This is a genomic window from Nocardiopsis sp. NPDC055551, assembly GCF_053619415.1.
The window spans coordinates 1-15,440 of the sequence record NZ_JBSHJJ010000018.1; the positions used below are offsets into that span (position 1 = coordinate 1).

The following is a 15,440-nucleotide window of genomic DNA, read 5'->3' on the forward strand; positions in this document are numbered from 1 at the left end:
CGGGCGGCGGTTTGGCGGCTATCGGGGAAGGGGGGAGAGTGGTTGAGGTCCCAACGGCCCCGGGCTTCGCCCGGTCCGGCCGTGGCCGGCCGGATCCCTTCCCCTCCCTCTGGTGTCCTCGTTGAGCGCGTCGCCACTACGTGACGGGTGAGGTCACGAAGGACCCGCTACAGGTGGGACGGGTGGCGGGGCGCGTCCCCGCGGTGGCCGGCTCTGGTCTTCTCAGTGATGATCTTGTCCGTAACGCCATGTTGGGCGCCCAACATGGCGCTACGGACAAGATCATCATGATGGAGAGACAACACGGGGTCGGTGGTGCCGGTGGGCCGGTACCGGGGGTGGCAGTGGCGCCGGTGCCTGCGCTGGGGGTGGCACCGGTAGGGCGGGTGGCCGCCGTAGGGCCGAGGTCGGCACTGTCCAGCCGAGACCCCCGATGGGAGTCATTCTGGCCCCGGGATATGGCTCTGGGCGGGGGGTTCGCGGTGTTTCTGCCCCTGGGCATGCCGATATCCCCACAGGGCATGGGGCCCTTGGGGTCTGACACCCAACCGGGGGTGGTCGCGGGGTGGTGGGGTTCCACCTGGTGGAAACGGGTGGTGGTTAGAGGACAGTGGCTGGGGCTGGCTCCCCCTCCCCATCCCCCGACCCGGCTTCCTTTCCCGCTTCTTGGCGGTTCTGGGCGTGGTGGTGCTCCCAGATCTGCCGGTTCACCTTGGCCTGTAGCCGGTGCTTAAGCCGGTTATGGGTCGAGCACAAGATCTGCATGTTGTCGGCGCTGGTGGCCCCGCCGTGGGAGAAAGGGACGATGTGGTCGTACTGCGACCAACTACGCGGCATGTCGCAGCCCTCGTGCCACTCGCAGTAGGGCTTCTTGAACCCGGCCGCTTGACGGACCGGATCCGGAGCGCACCGCTGCTTTCGCCCCACATCCAACAGGGTCCGGCCCTGTTCGTCGGTCACGAACCGGCGCAGCCAACTGTGGGGGGTCAGGCGGGCCACCATCTGGTCGGGGATGACCACCCCATCCTCAGTGGTGGCCGGCTCAGCCGACCCATCACCTAGGAACCGCTTCAGCGGCACGGTGATGTTCAACGTGGCCAACGGTTGGCGGCTCAGGCTGGAGCAACCCCGGTGGGTCAGAGCGGTCTCGAAGATGCGCATCATCGCGTCATAGGTGCGCTGATGCTTCGGCACGGCGGCGTTCTCCGGCCCATACGGTTCGGTGTAAGCCTCCAGGGCGGCCTGGATCAGCTCGTTATCGGCCCCAGGACCCCACATCCGCAACAGAAACCCGGACTCGAACGTGGGCGAGAATTGGGCGCCCCGGTTCTCGAACGTTTCGTCATAGTCCCGGTCGGCCTTATCGGGGTCCAGGCGGGCCACGAACCATTTCGCCGCGTCCCGCAACTGGCGCACCGACGCCTGCGGGTACTCCTGCTTATAGGCGATGAGCCCGTATTCTAACCGGGCCCGAAACCCCTCCACGTCCGGGTGGGCGGACCGGAAATCCTCATCGCTCTTTTCCCACACCTGCGCCCAATCGGCCACAGCTTTTTCGGTGGAGGTCGCGATCGCGCATGCCTCACCCAACGACAAGACTTCGCCCTGGAAGGCTTCTTCCACCAGGGGCAGCTGCTGCTTGTACAACGCCCGGGCGAGGGCGGCAAGGCTCTTGGCCTCGGCCGGGGAGGTGCCCCACTGGCGGGTGATCCACGCCTGGATGCTGCGCTGGCCGCCCTCTTCCAACAGGACACCGGTGGCCTCCATACGGGCCAGGGCGGGCAGCATCCCATAGCGGATCCGGTCTGTTTCCTGGTTGAGCCGGCCGAACTGGGCGAGCACATCGCCCTCGCACCCGAACGGGATATCCCGGCCGGAGAATTCCACCGCCATCTCCCGCGCACCCGCCATCGCCTTATCGACCGGGGTGTTCCCGGTCGGGCGCGGTGCGTGGGGAGGAAAGCTCATACTCTGATTATATGCGAACACCCTCAAGAATGGCAGCCCCCCTGTGAGTTTATTAGTCGAATTCTGGAGCTGGCATTCCTGCTATGCGAGAGTCCCTGTTTTGGGTTGCCCGAACCCCCCTTTTCCTTATGGCCGGATCCGTCCATCGCGGAGACAATCCTGGCGAATTCGAGGGAAGGGGCTCTGAATGGAAACGATCTTGCTCCTAGCGCCATGTTGGGCGCCCAAATGGGCGCTACGAGCAAGATCATCGCTGAAAAGACCAGAGCCGGCTACCGCGGGGACGCGCCCCACCACCCACCCCACCTGTAGCGGGTGCTTCGTGACCTCACCCGTCACGTAGTGGCGACGCGGCCCACGAGGACACCAGGCGGAGGGGAAGGGATCCGGCCGGCCACGGCCGGACCGGGCGAAGCCCGGGGCCGTTGGGACCCCAACCACTCTCCCCCCTCCCCCGATAGCCGCCAAACCGCCGCCCGCGCCGCACGGGTCAAGGCCACCCACCACAGCGCCACAGCACCCGACATTGCCTTGACGCGTGCGGTGCGGGCGGCAACAATCACGCGGCGGGGAAGGAGGGAGAACCCACCCCCACCCCGCCCAACAACCCCAAGAGCAGAGACCTCAGGCGCCCCACCAACACACCCGAGCTACCCCCACCAACCCCAAGAGCCAAAAACCTGAGGCACCCCACCCCACCACACTCACCCCCACCACACTCACCCCACCCCCGGGCAGCACGAAACCGGCGAAACCAGCGGCTCCCCCAAGATCAATGGGATCACGTAGGCGGAACGGTTCACCACCCCGAACTCCCCGCCTGTGGACAACCCAGCAGTGACCGGGAGGGCGGGATAGGTGGGCGCCTCAGATCACGGGCATGGCCTCGGTCAGAGGCGTGATCAGGTGTCGCATGCCGGGTTCCTGAAGGGGGCTAGAGCACACACCGGGGCATGACCGTACTCGGCGGGGCCTACCCGGGTTCGTCCCGTCCTGGCCGCCCCGCCCCGGAACCGCGCACGGGTTCCGTGTGTGGGGGACCCTTCTCCACCTTTGTGGCCACTGACGTCGTGGCTGCTGTCTTGGCTGCTGAGGTCCATGAACATGTCCTTGAGCCCCTGGCCATAGCCGGACACGGCACGGCAGGCCAATGACCACACCGACACACCGACACACCGACGACAACGGCCGAGACATGACAACGCCGGCGACCGCTACCGACTACCACCGATATCGCCAGGGGAGGCGCAGGGGTGGGGGACCGACCCGTGATGGGCACGGGTCGTACTCGCCGGGCCAGGTCAGGCCCGTGGCGGGGAAACAGGCCCTAGTCTTCGTCGACCTCCGGGGCCTCGATGAGCTGCCGCAGCAGCGCAACGAAATCGTCTTCGCTCATCGCCGACCAGTCCACGTGCTCGTTCATGTCAGCGATCTCCCCCGAACCCACGGCTGATAAGCCTCGGAGAACCGTATTGCTTCGAGAAGTCTGGGTTAACAACCCGTTGCCGCAGGTGGAGGCGGGTGGCCGAAAGCGGACATCGGCCTTTTAGAGGTCAAATGCGCTGCTGGAGGGCGGCTCGACATTCGGGGCAACGGCAGCGTTTGTTGTAGCCGGTGACGGTGCCGTGCGGCAGCGAGGGGTCACGCTGTTCGGTGAGGGTGGCGTCCAGCTGGTCGCCGAAAGCGGTGAGGATGCGGGCGGTCGAGAACACCTGTTTGGGGCCGATCCCGAGTTCCGCTGCCGCGTCGTCGATGTGCTTACCCATACGGAGTTTCGCGATGAGACGGGACCGGGTACTCGGTGGCATCTCGGCCTCCGCGTTCGCGATCAGCTGCTCTGCGTCGTCAAGCGGGTAGCTCATGGGTTTCCTCTACATGTGCGGGTACGCCCGCCGCGGCGGGCACCTCCTGCATCGTACGCGCCTCCTGACGCGCCCCGGTTGGGTCCGCAGCGTCGTAGGAGGGCCACGACGAGTGAACGACCTCCTGTGGGCCATGTGACCACCCAACACCGAACTTCGCTTACTCATCGTAACAAACGCCTGGAATCGACGAAGGAGAAGCGAGTCGCGTTGTCCTTATTGCATCGAATCGGCACCGGTTTTCTAGAAACTCATTGCTAGATGCTAGACACCGTGTTTCGCTGGAGGGACACTTCCGACACTCCGCGTCATTGGATCAGTGTTATGACCAGTCCCACGGTTCGTCGACGGCGACTGTCCGCCGAACTCCGCCGTCACCGTGTGCGGTCCGGGATGACCCTCAACGACGTGGCCGACGAGTTGGAGTGGTCGCCGGCCAAACTCGGCCACATAGAGACCGGGATCCGCAAGTGGCCCTCCGTCATGGAGATCTCCGCCCTGCTGAAGCTCTACGGGGTCACCGGCGGCCGGCGAGAGGCCATCTTGACCCTCGTCCGGGAATCCCGACTTCGCCCCTGGTGGACGGAGTATGAGGACGTTCTCTCCTCCGCCTACGTGGGCAACGAGGCCGGCGCGGTCACCATCCGGACCTACGCCGGGATCCTCGTCCCCGACCTGCTCCAGGTCCCCGACTACACGGCCACCGTGGCGCGGTCCCTCGGCCATGGTGACCACGGTGCCGAACGCATGGTCGCCGCGCACCTCAAACGCCAGGAGATCCTCGAATCCGGTGCCCTGGGCCGCTACCACGCCGTGGTGGAAGAGGACGCGCTCCAGCGTGTCTCCGCGGACCTCTCCCTGCTGCGGGCACAGGCGGGCCGCCTGGTCGAACTCGCCACGGGCTCCGACCACGTCACGGTGCAGCTCCTCCCCACCTCGGCCGGGCCCCACCCCGGGTTGGCCGGCCCGTTCTCGATCATGGGGTTCGAGGAGGACGAGGCCGACCTCGCCTACGTCGAAGCGACCCAGGGCGGGGCGATCGTCGAGTCGGAGGAGGCCGTCCGCTCCTGCCATGGAGTCTGGGACCGGCTCACCGGCATCGCCGCGGATCCTCGGGCCACCGTGGGGATTCTGCGCCGGATGGCGCTGCTCACCTGAGGGCTCGGAAGTGGATCAACCGAGAAACCCGGTGTGAATCGGTCCACGATGGCAGGGACCGCCCGCAATAGCTTGCTAGTCTGCTAGGTGACAACCTCATAAAGTTGCCCTCGGTGCCCTCGCCCAATGGCGAGAGCCCGTGTGTACGACCGGTTTTCCAACTGAGAAAGGGTCCGGACAGTGAAGAAGATCATCGTTCTGGCGCTGGTGGCCCTCGGGGCTTTCGCCGTCTACCGCAAGATCCAGGCGGACCGCGCCGAGCTCGACCTGTGGACGGAAGCCACCGCGGCCAGCGAGAGCTGATCGCGGACCCTCCTGGCCACCGACAGGGGGCCGGTGGGTTTCCCGTCACGGGTTCGACGGTGCACACCACGTGTGTCGCCCGGCGTCCGCTAGTGACACGAAGACGTGGGTGGGCCGACAACCCCGTGGTGCGACCCACGGCTTTGTGCTGTGTCCGGCCCCCTGTCATGTGCGCTCGGAGCACCCGCCGATACGGGTATGCTCTGCAATGGTGAACGGGCCAGGCCCGGAACCGAAACGGGGCCATAGCTCAGCTGGCAGAGCGCCGGTTTTGCATACCGGAGGTCAGGGGTTCGACTCCCCTTGGCTCCACTCCTCCTCGATACGACCCTGCTCGTGCGTACGACGCGCCGGCAGGGTCTTTCGTCTTTCCGGGCGTGATCCGGGCCATCGGCGCGGGTAGGTAGTCAGTCCGAGCCGACGGCAGCCACCCCCCTTTCCCCCGACTTCAGGCGTCCCCTCACGGCCCGGCCATGCGTCCAGGCCACTGTCGCCGGCCCACACCCTACGGAAGGTGATGAGGCATGCGACTTTCCTTCGCGCGATCGGAGGATCCCGGCGACGGACGGGTCGGGGCGACACCCGAGACCGTCGCGACACTGGTCGATCGAGGCCTGGAGATCGAGGTCGAGGCCGGGGCGGGCACCGCCGCCGGACACGACGACGAGGACTACCGTCAGGCAGGGGCGACGGTCGTGGACACGGAGAAGCTCCTCGCCACGTCGGAGGCCCTGGTGACGGTGGGCCCGCCCTCCCCCGCCCGGATCGCCGCGCTCCCCGAGGGCTCGGCCCTGATCGGATTCCTACGGCCCGTCCACGACACCGAACTCGCCCGAGCACTGGTCGAACGCAGGATCACGGCACTGGCCATGGAACTCGTGCCGAGAATCAGCAAGGCGCAGGCCATGGACGCGCTCTCGTCCCAGGCGGGGATCGCCGGTTACAAGGCGGTCCTCCTCGCCGCCAACGCCATCGACAAGCTCTTCCCGCTGTCCATGACGGCCGCGGGCACGGTGAAGCCCGCCCGCGTGGTCGTCCTGGGCGTGGGTGTGGCGGGTCTGCAGGCCATCGCCACGGCCAAACGTCTCGGTGCCACGGTCAAGGCCAACGACGTGCGTGCCGCCGCGGCTGACGAAGTCGCCTCGTTGGGGGCCGACTTCGTGCACATCCCGGGGGTCACCGACCAGAGCGACGGCGTGTACGCGAAGAAGCTCGGCGCGGACCTGGCGCGAGCCCAACACGAGGCGCTCGCTCCGCACGTCGCCCAGGCCGACGCGGTCATCTGTACCGCGCAGATCCCCGGACGTGACGCCCCCGTACTGCTCACCACCGAGATGGTCGACCGGATGCCCGTCGGTTCCGTGGTCGTCGACCTGGCGGCCGAGGACGGCGGGAACTGTGAGCTGACCGACTCGGACGAACCACTGGACCGGGGCGGTACGAAGATCCTCCCCGCACCCCGGTTGGCCGCGGCCATGCCTCGTGAGGCCAGTGCCCTCTACGCCCGCAACGTCGTCAACCTGCTGGCCCGGATCGTCACCGAAGAGGGGGAGTTGGACGTCGACGCCGATCCCGAACTCGCGGGGTTCCTACTCGCCCGGGACGGCGAAGTGCTCCACGAACCCACCGCGGCGGCATTGGCGTTCGCTCGGGACACAACGGAGGCCACATCATGACCGGCACGTTGATCCTCTCGATCTATGTCTTCGTCCTCGCGGCCTTCCTCGGCTACGAGCTGTTGACCAAGGTCCCGCCGATGCTGCACACACCGTTGATGTCGGGTGCCAACGCGATGTCCGGTGTGGTCGTCATCGGCGCCCTGGTCCTGGCCGGGACCACTTCCGGTCCGGTCGCGACGGTCTTCGCCACCTTGGGCGTCGCCTTCGCCACCGCCAACGTCGTGGGCGGTTTCATGGTCACCGACCGCATGCTGGGCAGTTTCACCCCGGGTGGGAAGGAGCGTTCATGAGCGCCGAGGAGATCACCCGACTGGCCTACCTCGTCCCGGTGGCGCTCTTCGTCCTGGGGATCAAGCGCCTGGCGCGGGTGCGCACCGCGCGTACGGGCAACCTCTTCCTGGCCGTCGGTGTCCTGCTGGCCGTGATCATCACCCTGGTCGAGATGGGCCTGGTGGACTACACCTGGATGGTTCTCGGGTCGGTCGCCGGTGGCACGGTCGGCGTCATCACGGTCCTGCGGGCGTCGGCGACCTCCATGCCGCAGGTGGTGGCCCGGTTCAACGGATTCAGTGGGGCCGCGGCGGCCTTGGTGGGGCTGGCGCTGTTCTGGGAGGAGGTACTCGCCCCCGACGCCGGGGAGGGCGCCATCGGCCTCATGGGGGCCGTTTCCGCGCTCGCCCTGGCCATCTCCGTGGTGGTCGGCGCGGCCACGCTGTCCGGATCGATCCTCGCCGAGGCCAAGCTGTGGGGTCGGTTGGGCCGGCTGACCCGAATTCCCGGACGCGGGCCCCTGATCGTCGGGGCGTCGCTGCTGACCTTGGTCACGATGGCGCTGTCGCTGTCCTTGGTCGACGTTCGGTACGCGGTCCTGGCGTTTCTGCTGCTGCTCCTGTTCAGCCTCGCGGTCGGGTTCTTCGCGGTGGCTCCGGTGGGCGGGGCGGACATGCCGGTGATGATCTCGCTGCTGAACTCGGTGTCCGGTCTCGCCGTGGCCGCGAGCGGGTTCGCGATCGGCAACACGATGCTCATCATGGGCGGCATCATCGTTGGCGCGGCCGGGCTGATGCTCACCCAGATCATGTGCGTGGCGATGAACCGGACGCTGTTGAGCGTCTTCGCCGGAGGCCTGGGAGAAGTCGCCTCGGGTGAGGGGGACTCCTACGAGAACGTCGTGGGCTCTGATCCGGAGGAGGCGGCGATGGTGCTGGACGCGGCCCGGAACGTGGTCATCGTGCCGGGGTACGGCCTGGCCGCGGCCCGTGCGCAGCAGCCCGCCGCCGATCTGGCCGACGCGCTGGCCGAACAAGGGGTCCAGGTCCGGTTCGCCATCCATCCGGTGGCCGGGCGTATGCCCGGGCACATGAACGTGGTGCTGGCGGAGGCCAATGTCCCCTATGACCGGTTGGTGGAGATGGAGCGGATCAACAGCGACTTCCCCAACGTCGACCTGGTGATCGTCGTGGGAGCCAACGACGTGGTCAACCCGGCGGCCAATCGGGCGAGCGGGTCCCCGATCGCCGGGATGCCCATCCTGGACGTGGAGAACGCCCGGCGGGTGATGGTGGTGAAGCGGAGCCTGTCCCCCGGGTACGCGGGCATCAAGAACGAGCTGTTCGAGCGGGATCACTGCACGATGCTGTTCGGCGACGCCAAGCAGGTCCTGGAGGACCTGGTCCGGGAGTTCCGAGCCGGGCTTCCGGCTGCCTGAGCCCCGGGAAGAATTCGTCGGGAAAACCATTTTTCGGGACCTTCTTCCGGTTGGAAAGAGGGTCCCGAGTGTCGTGCCGGCCCATTTGTCTGGGTTACTGAATAGTAGTTCGGGGCGTTCCTTGCGGGTGGGGAAAGGGTGGGTGGTGGGATTGCGCAGTGTGGTCGTCGGAAGGTGTTCTCTAGTCCGTTCGGGTGGGTTCGTGTCCTGCCCGCCCGGTTCGGTCAGGCCTGTCCGTGTGGGGTGAGCCGCTCATGGGATGGCGTGAAGTCGCAGGTCATTAAGGTTGTGGAAGAATGGTCCGAAGGAGACCTTTCCTTCCTTTCGCCGGCGGGGGCTCCTATCACATGTAGTGACCCTCCGTGTGTGTATGATGACACTTCCTGTGGAGGCAATGGTCCTAGTGGGCCATATGAGAAATAGGCCTCTTGGGGTCTGTTGGTGAACTGGGACGATCCGTAGTTTCGACACCAACGACAACGAGGAACACAGCGCGCCGAAACGAACGACCCCCGAAGGCGAGCCGAACGGCCCCCCGTACGGCCTCTTGCAAAGTCCTCGGATCGGTCCGCTGAATCCCTCGTCCGCCGACAGCCGGTCGGCGGATTTCGATCACCACACATGCTGATCTTGGGAGTGGGGCAACATGTGGAATGAGAAGACGGCGGCTCGTGCCAAGTGCCGCGAAATCGACCCCGACGCACTGTTCGTCCAGGGTGCCGCGCAGAACCGCGCCAAGCTGATCTGCCGTGGCTGCCCGGTTCGAACCCAGTGCCTCGCCGAGGCGCTGGACAGCCGGATCGAGTTCGGCGTCTGGGGCGGAATGACCGAGCGTGAGCGTCGCGCTCTATTGCGTCGCCGTAAGGACGTCACCAGCTGGTATGACCTCCTCACCAGCGCCGAGAAGCATTATGAGGAGGAGAGGACCCAGCCGGAGCCGGTGCGCGGCGAACCGGCCGTCGCCGCCGGGCACTGACCCGAGGGCGTTGGGGAGGGGAGCCCCGACGCCGACCGTGACGAGGATGCTCGCGCGAGGCTGTGAGGGAGGCCGGGCGCGGAGCGAGGGGAACAACCCGATTCATCGACATGCCGACCCGGCTGGACGGGCCGATGGTCGGAAGGCCGCCACCTCCTTTCGGAGGACCGGCGGATCAGGGGAGGATCAGGGACGACCCCCATATCCGCACCCGTCTCCATGCAGCATTATGGAGGAGGGCGCGATCATCCTCGTACGGTCGAGCCCCCACACAGTCTTTGGGAGTGGGGATGTCAGAGCAGAGCCGGCGGGACCCGCGGCCATGGGTCCCGAACGAGCCAAGGCCACAGGTTCGTCTCACCCACCAGGACCGGGACGCCGTGGCGGAGGTCCTTCGCGAGGCCTACGCCAAGGGACAGCTGGAGGAGGACGAGTTCGACGAACGGATCGACCAGGCCATGCGGGCCAAGGTCGCCTCGGAGCTCGTTCCGCTCACCACGGACCTGGGTGTTCAGGGGTTCGAGGGGAACACGCCTCCAGGGCAGGCCCGGGAGGGTCGGTTCCGGGGTGGTAAGCGTGGCCCGAACGACCTACGGAACCTGCGGACCGACAACCCGGCGGAGAAGGTCGTAGCCGGCCTGAGTCACGGCTCGGCGTTCTTCTTCCCTCTTCTGGGGCCGTTGCTGGTCCTGTTGATCAGTCCGAACAGTACGAGTTTCATGCGCAGGCACGCGCTGGAGGCGCTGAACTTCCAGCTCTGGTGGCTCGTCGCCATCCTCACCAGCGCGGTGCTGTCGGTCCTGGTTCTCCCGATCGTGCTGCTGCTCGTGGTGGCCCTGGGCGGGTTGGTCCTGCCGGTCATGGCGGCGGCCACCAACATCATGGGCAACGGGTGGCGTTACCCGCTGACCTATCGCTTCATCAAGGACGACCAGGAGTGATGACACACCTCGGGCCCGGGGAGAAGATCCCCGGGCCCGAGGTACAGGATCACTTGCCGGGCCGGCCGTTGTCCTTGGCGCGACCCTCACCGGTGGTGGCGCGCACCTTCTCCTTCGTCTTGGCGGAGGCCGCCTTGGCGTTCTCGGCTACCTCGTCCGCAGCCTCGGCGGTCTTCTCCCCCAGGTTCTCGCGGGTCTCACGGACCTGTTCGCGGGCCTGGTCCAGGTGCTCCTGCCACTCGGCGTCCTGGGAGGCCTGGCGCAGGCGGATCAGTGAGTACACGACCACACCGCCGACCAGGGCGGCACCGCCGATCACGACACCGCGGGGGATCCGACGGCCGCCTGCGCGGAACAACCTCAGCCCACGACGTGCGGGCTTGGGGTCGATCCGATGGGCGGCCGTGGTCAGTAGGCCGGCCACCCGCGGGGCCACGGTGTCCTCGACACGCAGCGCGGCGGTCTCCAACCGAGGCGCGGTCCAGCCACGGGCCTGGATGAGCTTCAGGGCCGCCTGGTCCCTGGCCTGGTCAGCATAGGGGCCGAATCGGTCGGCCTGGTCCCTGGCCAGGTCCTGCAGGCGGGCGAGGGCAACCTCCGCCTCCTTGCGTGCCTTGCGACGCTTGGCAGTGATAGGCACGTCGTCAGCTCCTTTGATCGTTTCGCCAGTTCGTACGGGTTTTCCACCCGATGGTCGACGCGTCAGACCATGGATGGTGCTGCTCGTCGTCCTTCCCCGTTATCCGGGTGTTATCTCAACATACGTCCTCTGCGTCTGTGATCTACGTTTCGACACTGTGCGCGGCCGTTCGGGATCTGCCTGACCGGCGTGGAGGGAACGGTAACGTGAGCACGTAATCTCACTCGACCGAAAGGCACTGTGGTGTCGGACTCCACGGGTCAGCCCACCGCGCGGCTGAACACCTCCAAGGGAACCATCGTCGTCAAGCTGTTCGAGGAGCAGGCGCCGGAGACGGTCGCCAACTTCATCGGGCTGGCCGACGGCTCCAAGCAGTGGATGGACCCCGCCACGGGCAAGCCGTCCAACAACAGTCTCTACGAGGGCACGGTCTTCCACCGTGTCATCGACGGCTTCATGATCCAGGGTGGCGACCCGCTGGGCACCGGTCGCGGTGGCCCCGGCTACACCTTCAAGGACGAGATCCACCCGAGCCTCCGTTTCGACCGTCCGTTCCTGCTGGCCATGGCCAACGCCGGTCCGGGCACCAACGGCTCGCAGTTCTTCATCACCGTCACCGAGCCGAACTGGCTCGACGGCCGCCACACCATCTTCGGTGAGGTCGTCGAGGGTGCCGACATCGTCAGCGGCATCAGCAAGGTCGACACCGACGCGCAGGACCGTCCCCGCGAGGACATCGTGATCAACAGTGTCGAGATCACCCGTTAAAGACACGGTGAGAACCAAGGAGTGACCAGACGCCCATGACCGCTTCTCCCCCTCCCTCCGGCTCCACACCGGACGCCGGAGCGCCGCGCACCTGTTACCGGCACACCGACCGGGAGACCGGGGTGAGCTGCACCCGGTGCGGGAAACCGATCTGCCCCGACTGCATGGTCGAGGCGTCCGTCGGGTTCCAGTGCCCCTCGTGCGTGGCGGAGGGAAACCGCAAGGTGCGGTCCACCCGGACCACCTTCGGGGGCAAGGTCGTCGCCAAGCCGTACGTGACCTGGACGATCCTGGTCATGATGGTGGTGGGCTTCGCACTCCAACTGGGGACCTCGAACCCCATCGGTCAGGCGACGATGTCGCCGTTGACCGGGTTGTTCAGCATGTGGGGATACGGCGTCGTCGAGTACGGCGAGTGGTATCGACTCATCACCGCCGCGTTCTTGCACGCGGGTGTCTTCCACCTGCTGTTCAACGGGTACGCGATGTTCATCCTGGGCCCGCAGTTGGAGCGGTGGCTGGGCCACGGGCGGTTCCTCGCCCTGTGGATCCTGGGCGCCCTGGCGGGCTCGGTGCTCAGCCTGCTCGCCACACCCAACGCGGGTTCCGTCGGTGCTTCCGGGGCGATCTTCGCGCTCTTCGGCGCGGTGTTCGTGATCGGTCGACGGCTGCGGCTGGACACGCGGATGATCATGGTGCTGCTCGCCCTCAACCTCGGAATCACCTTCCTGGTCCCCAACATCTCCTGGACGGCCCACATCGGTGGTCTGGTCGGGGGTCTGCTGATCGGGGCGGTCTTCGCCTACCTGCCGGGCCGTGACGCCACGGCGGGGCGGCGCACCCTGGTGCACGCCCTGCTTCTGGCGGCCTTCGTGGTCCTGCTGGTGGTGCTGACCCTGGTGGCTCCGAGCCTGTGGACGACGTTCCTGGTCTGAGCACTCATGTGACGGCCCCCGGAGAGCGCGCTCTCCGGGGGCCGTCGCGTATGCCCAGGTCGAACCGGTTCCGGGTACGTCGAACAGAGCTACCCACAATCTGTGGATAACCCTGTGGAAAACCGGTTCAAGGCGGGGCGAACGCCCCGGCCGTTGTCAGTGCGCGGCGGGGGTCAGTGCCAGCGGGTCGACAGGATGACCGCGACGATGATGCCGCTGAACCCGATCAGCAGGTTCCAGTTGTGCCAGTCCTGCATGTACGGGATCTGGGAACCCGCGATGTAGTACACGCCGATCCAGAGGATGCCCACGATGAAGAAGCCCAGCATCGTCGGCACGAGCCAACGGGGACTGACCTTGGGCTGCTCCTTGGAAGGAGGCGGCGTGTAAACGGCCTTCTTCTTGCGATCGTTGCGGGACTTGGGCACGGTCGCTGCTCCAGGACTGTGGGGCGGTTCGGAATAGGCCCACAGTCTACGCCCCGGCCGGTGTGGGCGTCACCGTCGGGGAGGTCCCGAAACCCCAACGGTCTCATGACCACGAGAAGGGCCGCACCCCTTCGGGTACGGCCCTTCTCGTGTCTGTTCCCGCGTCCTCTATCAGCGGCGCGGGATCGCGAAATCGTCATCCGGCGGGCCCGGGAACCACGGGCCGTCCGTGGGCTCCTCCGGATCCGTGGGCTGCTCGGGCTCGCTCGGCTCCTCGGGCTCGGACGGCTCGTCGTCCGCCGGAGCGATCGCGAGCGTCACGGTCACCGTGGTACCGGCGTTCACGTTCTGACCCGCCGCGGGGGACTGGCTCATGACGGTGTCCGCCGGGTGGTCCGGGTTCTCCTGCTCCTCGAACTGTGCCACCAGATTCGCCTGGTCCAAGGCGTTCTGGGCCTGGTCACGGGACATGTTCTGTAGGTCCGGCACCCCGACCTGGTCGGGCCCGGAGGAGATGCGCAGGGTGATCTCGGTGTCGGGGGCGACTTCGTTGCCGGCGGACGGATCCGTGCCGATCGCGTTGCCCTGAGCCACCGTCTCGTGGGCCTGCGACTCGGTGGTGACGTTCTCGAAGCCCGCCTCGCTCAGGGCCGACTGCGCGTCGGCCTCCGTCTGCCCTTCGACGCTCGGGATCTCCATGGCACCGGGGCCGGAGGAGACCATGATGATGACGGACTCATCGAGTGGGGCCTCGGTACCGGCCGTCGGGTCGGTCTCGATGACCGAGCCCTCCTCGACCTCGTCGTCGGCCTGCGTATCCACGGTGAAGGTCTCGAAGCCTTCCGCCATCAGCGCCGACTCGGCCTCTTCCTGGGATTGACCGGCCACGTCGGGGACGGTGCCCTGCTGGACCTCCTCGGTCCCGTCCCGGGTCATCAGGAAGACGACCAAGGCGATCGAGGCGATGACACCCAGGACGAGCAGGACCCAAAGGGCTGTCTTGTTCCCGCCCTTCTTCTCGTCCCGGTAGTCGTCGTAGTCGTCGTCGTAGTCGTCGTACCGGTTGTCGTTCGCTGGGGGAAGCGCCGTGGTCGCGCCGGCGGCGGCCATGGCCATGGTGCCGGCCTGCGTGGGCATCCCGGCCATACCGCGCTGGATGTCGGCGCGCATCTCCGCGGCGTTCTGGTACCGCTCCTCGCGGTCCTTGGTCATGGCGCGGAGGGTGACGTCCTCCAGCCACTCCGGGATCTGCGAGTCCACCTCGGACGGCGGGATCGGGTCTTCACGGACGTGCTGGTAGGCGATGGAGACAGGGGAGTCGCCGGTGAACGGCGGTCGGCTGGTGAGCAGCTCGTACAGCACACAACCGGTGGAGTAGATGTCACTGCGCGGGTCGACGCGCTCGCCACGAGCCTGTTCCGGCGACAGGTACTGAGCGGTGCCGATGACCTGCGACGTCTGCGTCATCGTCGCCTGGTCGTCGCCCATGGACCGAGCGATGCCGAAGTCCATCACCTTGACGTCGGCGTTGCGGGTCAACATGACGTTCGCCGGCTTGATGTCACGGTGCACGATGCCGTTGTCATGGCTGTACTCAAGGGCCTTGAGGATGCCGTCGACCAGCTCCGCCGAACGCTCCGGCAGCAGTTTGCGCTCGTCGTCGAGCAGTTCCTTGAGCGTCCGACCATCCACGTACTCCATGACGATGTACGGGATGGACACGCCATCGATCATGTCCTCGCCGGTGTCATAGACGGCGATGATCGCGGGGTGGTTCAGGGACGCCGCGGACTGGGCCTCGCGGCGGAACCGCGCCTGGAACACGTGGTCCCGGGCCATGTCGTGTCGGAGGGTCTTGATCGCGACGAGCCGGTCGAGCCTCAGGTCGCGAGCGCGGTATACCTCGGCCATGCCACCGCGCCCGACAACCGTGTCGAGCTCGTAGCGTCCGCCGAGGAGCCGGGGCTGGGACATGTCGTGCACTAATCCTCGTGTCTTCCGGTGGCCGCCCGCGGGCCGCCGCCTACCCTGAGCATCTCTCGCTCATTGCATGGTCACAGGCTCTGGTCTTCGC

Annotated in this window: 14 protein-coding genes and 1 tRNA gene; 10 read left to right on the forward strand and 5 right to left on the reverse strand. The window is 66.8% G+C overall.

Annotation, left to right across the window (positions count from 1 at the left end; translation table 11 throughout):
• Positions 1 to 600 precede the first annotated feature (600 nt).
• Positions 601 to 1,968 (reverse strand): DUF222 domain-containing protein, encoded by a 1,368-nt coding sequence (locus ACWGSK_RS26420; RefSeq protein WP_452457082.1) that lies wholly within the window; start codon positions 1,966 to 1,968, stop codon positions 601 to 603.
• 1,553 nt (positions 1,969 to 3,521) lie between these two features.
• Positions 3,522 to 3,830 carry a hypothetical protein gene (locus tag ACWGSK_RS26425; protein WP_358515617.1) on the reverse strand — a complete coding sequence of 103 codons (309 nt, stop codon included), beginning with the start codon at positions 3,828 to 3,830 and terminating at the stop codon, positions 3,522 to 3,524.
• Between the two features lie 324 nt (positions 3,831 to 4,154).
• Here ACWGSK_RS26425 and ACWGSK_RS26430 point away from each other — a divergent pair, with 324 nt between their 5' ends.
• The 8 genes from ACWGSK_RS26430 to ACWGSK_RS26465 all read left to right on the forward strand — a co-directional run bounded on the left by ACWGSK_RS26430 (position 4,155) and on the right by ACWGSK_RS26465 (position 10,595).
• The gene (locus tag ACWGSK_RS26430; protein WP_358515614.1) at positions 4,155 to 4,988 is read left to right on the forward strand and encodes a helix-turn-helix domain-containing protein; all 834 of its coding nucleotides are present in this window, start codon (positions 4,155 to 4,157) and stop codon (positions 4,986 to 4,988) included.
• A 180-nt stretch (positions 4,989 to 5,168) separates the two neighbouring features.
• On the forward strand, positions 5,169 to 5,291 hold the full coding sequence (locus ACWGSK_RS26435; protein ID WP_014912962.1) for a DLW-39 family protein: 123 nt from the start codon (positions 5,169 to 5,171) through the stop codon (positions 5,289 to 5,291).
• A 239-nt stretch (positions 5,292 to 5,530) separates the two neighbouring features.
• Positions 5,531 to 5,603: transfer RNA gene (locus tag ACWGSK_RS26440), tRNA-Ala, on the forward strand.
• Positions 5,604 to 5,815: 212 nt separating this feature from the next.
• Positions 5,816 to 6,967 (forward strand): NAD(P) transhydrogenase subunit alpha, encoded by a 1,152-nt coding sequence (locus tag ACWGSK_RS26445; RefSeq protein ID WP_452457083.1) that lies wholly within the window; start codon positions 5,816 to 5,818, stop codon positions 6,965 to 6,967.
• Positions 6,964 to 7,260 (forward strand): NAD(P) transhydrogenase subunit alpha, encoded by a 297-nt coding sequence (locus ACWGSK_RS26450; protein ID WP_358515608.1) that lies wholly within the window; start codon positions 6,964 to 6,966, stop codon positions 7,258 to 7,260. The genes ACWGSK_RS26445 and ACWGSK_RS26450 overlap by 4 nt, the downstream gene beginning before the upstream one ends.
• Positions 7,257 to 8,678, forward strand: coding sequence for an NAD(P)(+) transhydrogenase (Re/Si-specific) subunit beta (locus ACWGSK_RS26455; protein ID WP_452457084.1), 1,422 nt, complete (start codon positions 7,257 to 7,259; stop codon positions 8,676 to 8,678). Before ACWGSK_RS26450 ends, ACWGSK_RS26455 begins: the two co-directional genes overlap by 4 nt.
• 646 nt (positions 8,679 to 9,324) lie before the next feature.
• Positions 9,325 to 9,654, forward strand: coding sequence for a WhiB family transcriptional regulator (locus ACWGSK_RS26460; protein ID WP_358515603.1), 330 nt, complete (start codon positions 9,325 to 9,327; stop codon positions 9,652 to 9,654).
• 290 nt (positions 9,655 to 9,944) lie between these two features.
• Positions 9,945 to 10,595, forward strand: a complete 651-nt coding sequence (locus ACWGSK_RS26465; protein ID WP_358515600.1) for a DUF4870 domain-containing protein — start codon at positions 9,945 to 9,947, stop codon at positions 10,593 to 10,595.
• 49 nt (positions 10,596 to 10,644) lie between these two features.
• Here the strand turns inward: ACWGSK_RS26465 and ACWGSK_RS26470 are convergent, their stop codons facing one another.
• Entirely contained in the window at positions 10,645 to 11,235 is a 591-nt protein-coding gene (locus ACWGSK_RS26470) for a hypothetical protein (RefSeq protein ID WP_452457085.1), read from the reverse strand.
• Between the two features lie 243 nt (positions 11,236 to 11,478).
• Here ACWGSK_RS26470 and ACWGSK_RS26475 point away from each other — a divergent pair, with 243 nt between their 5' ends.
• Both ACWGSK_RS26475 and ACWGSK_RS26480 read left to right on the forward strand, forming a co-directional pair.
• Positions 11,479 to 12,003, forward strand: coding sequence for a peptidylprolyl isomerase (locus ACWGSK_RS26475; RefSeq protein ID WP_358515595.1), 525 nt, complete (start codon positions 11,479 to 11,481; stop codon positions 12,001 to 12,003).
• Positions 12,004 to 12,038: 35 nt separating this feature from the next.
• Complete coding sequence (locus ACWGSK_RS26480; RefSeq protein ID WP_358515592.1) at positions 12,039 to 12,938, forward strand: rhomboid family intramembrane serine protease; 900 nt, start codon at positions 12,039 to 12,041, stop codon at positions 12,936 to 12,938.
• A 173-nt stretch (positions 12,939 to 13,111) separates the two neighbouring features.
• Here the strand turns inward: ACWGSK_RS26480 and ACWGSK_RS26485 are convergent, their stop codons facing one another.
• Both ACWGSK_RS26485 and pknB read right to left on the reverse strand, forming a co-directional pair.
• Positions 13,112 to 13,366 carry a cell division protein CrgA gene (locus ACWGSK_RS26485; RefSeq protein ID WP_067603863.1) on the reverse strand — a complete coding sequence of 85 codons (255 nt, stop codon included), beginning with the start codon at positions 13,364 to 13,366 and terminating at the stop codon, positions 13,112 to 13,114.
• Positions 13,367 to 13,537: 171 nt separating this feature from the next.
• Positions 13,538 to 15,340 carry a Stk1 family PASTA domain-containing Ser/Thr kinase gene (pknB, locus tag ACWGSK_RS26490; protein ID WP_452457086.1) on the reverse strand — a complete coding sequence of 601 codons (1,803 nt, stop codon included), beginning with the start codon at positions 15,338 to 15,340 and terminating at the stop codon, positions 13,538 to 13,540.
• Between the last annotated feature and the right edge of the window lie 100 nt (positions 15,341 to 15,440).

Coding starts and splice junctions, on each gene's coding strand:
- ACWGSK_RS26420 (WP_452457082.1), bottom strand. CDS start 1,968: ATGAGCTTTCCTCCCCACGCACCGCGCCCGACCGGGAACACCCCGGTC.
- pknB (WP_452457086.1), bottom strand. CDS start 15,340: ATGTCCCAGCCCCGGCTCCTCGGCGGACGCTACGAGCTCGACACGGTT.
- ACWGSK_RS26480 (WP_358515592.1), top strand. CDS start 12,039: ATGACCGCTTCTCCCCCTCCCTCCGGCTCCACACCGGACGCCGGAGCG.
- ACWGSK_RS26425 (WP_358515617.1), bottom strand. CDS start 3,830: ATGAGCTACCCGCTTGACGACGCAGAGCAGCTGATCGCGAACGCGGAG.
- ACWGSK_RS26455 (WP_452457084.1), top strand. CDS start 7,257: ATGAGCGCCGAGGAGATCACCCGACTGGCCTACCTCGTCCCGGTGGCG.
- ACWGSK_RS26445 (WP_452457083.1), top strand. CDS start 5,816: ATGCGACTTTCCTTCGCGCGATCGGAGGATCCCGGCGACGGACGGGTC.
- ACWGSK_RS26460 (WP_358515603.1), top strand. CDS start 9,325: ATGTGGAATGAGAAGACGGCGGCTCGTGCCAAGTGCCGCGAAATCGAC.
- ACWGSK_RS26430 (WP_358515614.1), top strand. CDS start 4,155: ATGACCAGTCCCACGGTTCGTCGACGGCGACTGTCCGCCGAACTCCGC.
- ACWGSK_RS26465 (WP_358515600.1), top strand. CDS start 9,945: ATGTCAGAGCAGAGCCGGCGGGACCCGCGGCCATGGGTCCCGAACGAG.
- ACWGSK_RS26450 (WP_358515608.1), top strand. CDS start 6,964: ATGACCGGCACGTTGATCCTCTCGATCTATGTCTTCGTCCTCGCGGCC.